The sequence below is a fragment of the Vagococcus fluvialis genome (assembly GCF_003337315.1).
Taxonomy (GTDB): Bacteria; Bacillota; Bacilli; order Lactobacillales; family Vagococcaceae; genus Vagococcus; species Vagococcus fluvialis.
On record NZ_QPJV01000029.1, the window covers coordinates 1 to 1,054 of the forward strand.

Consider the following 1,054-nt stretch of genomic DNA (forward strand, 5'->3'; position numbering starts at 1 on the left):
TTCTTTTCTTTTTGTATATTTCTTTAATTGTTTGTTAAAACCTTCAATCAAGTTAGTTGAATAAATGGTTCTTCTGATTGATGGAGGAAAATTATAAAAGGTTAATATAGCAGGATTCATGAGTAATTTAACTACTCGTGGATACTGCTTTTTCCATTTATCTATCATAAAACTTATTTGATTCATAGCTTCTTCTTTTGAAGCTGCTTGATAAACCAATTTAAAATCATTACAGACTTCTTGTCGATCACTAACACGAACCTTATGAGCAATATTTCTAGAGATATGGACACAACATTGTTGAAATTGAGCATTTGGATAAATACTATGGATACTATCGTCAATGCCGCTTAAACCATCAGTTACGACTAATAAAACCTCTTCTAAACCACGGTCTTTTAGGTCTTGAAGTATTTCTTTCCAAACATACGAAGACTCAGTTGGAGCAATACTAAACCCAAGAACCTCTTTGGTCCCATCTAGTCGGATACCTATGACAATATATACAGCTTCTTTTGAGACAGTTTGTCTTTTTAAAGGAATGTGAGTAGCATCCATAAAAATGATTGAGTATTGGGATTCTAAGGACCTTTCTTTAAAAGCAACAACATCTTCAGATACTATTTGAGTGATATTGGAAATGGTTTGTGGTGTATAGTAATGACCATACATTTTTTCAATCAACTCAGAGATTTCAGACATAGTGATTCCTTTTTGAAATAATTGGATAATGGTGGTTTCTAAAGAGTCGTTACTTCTTTTATAAGCAGGCAACGTTTGTTGAGAAAACTCTCCATTTCTATCTCTAGGAATTGCCAAATTTAATTCTCCATACTCTATTTTAAATGAACGAGAATAATTCCCATTTCGGGAATTACCTGAATTAAAACCAGTGCGATCATATTTCTCATAATCAAGAAAAGCCGTTAATTCAGCTTGTAGCAGTGTATTGATAGCTAATTCTAGATGACGACAGAATAAGTCATCTAAATCACCTTTATTGATTAGTGTTTCCATAATTTCTGTAGTAAAATTAGTCATGAGAAAGTCCTCC

Annotated in this window: 1 protein-coding gene; it reads right to left on the bottom strand. The window is 32.4% G+C overall.

Going from position 1 to position 1,054, the window contains the following annotated elements:
• Positions 1-1,041 (bottom strand): IS256 family transposase (locus tag DFR54_RS13100; protein WP_114290585.1); only part of this gene is annotated, 1,041 nt, incomplete at its 3' end.
• Between the last annotated feature and the right edge of the window lie 13 nt (positions 1,042-1,054).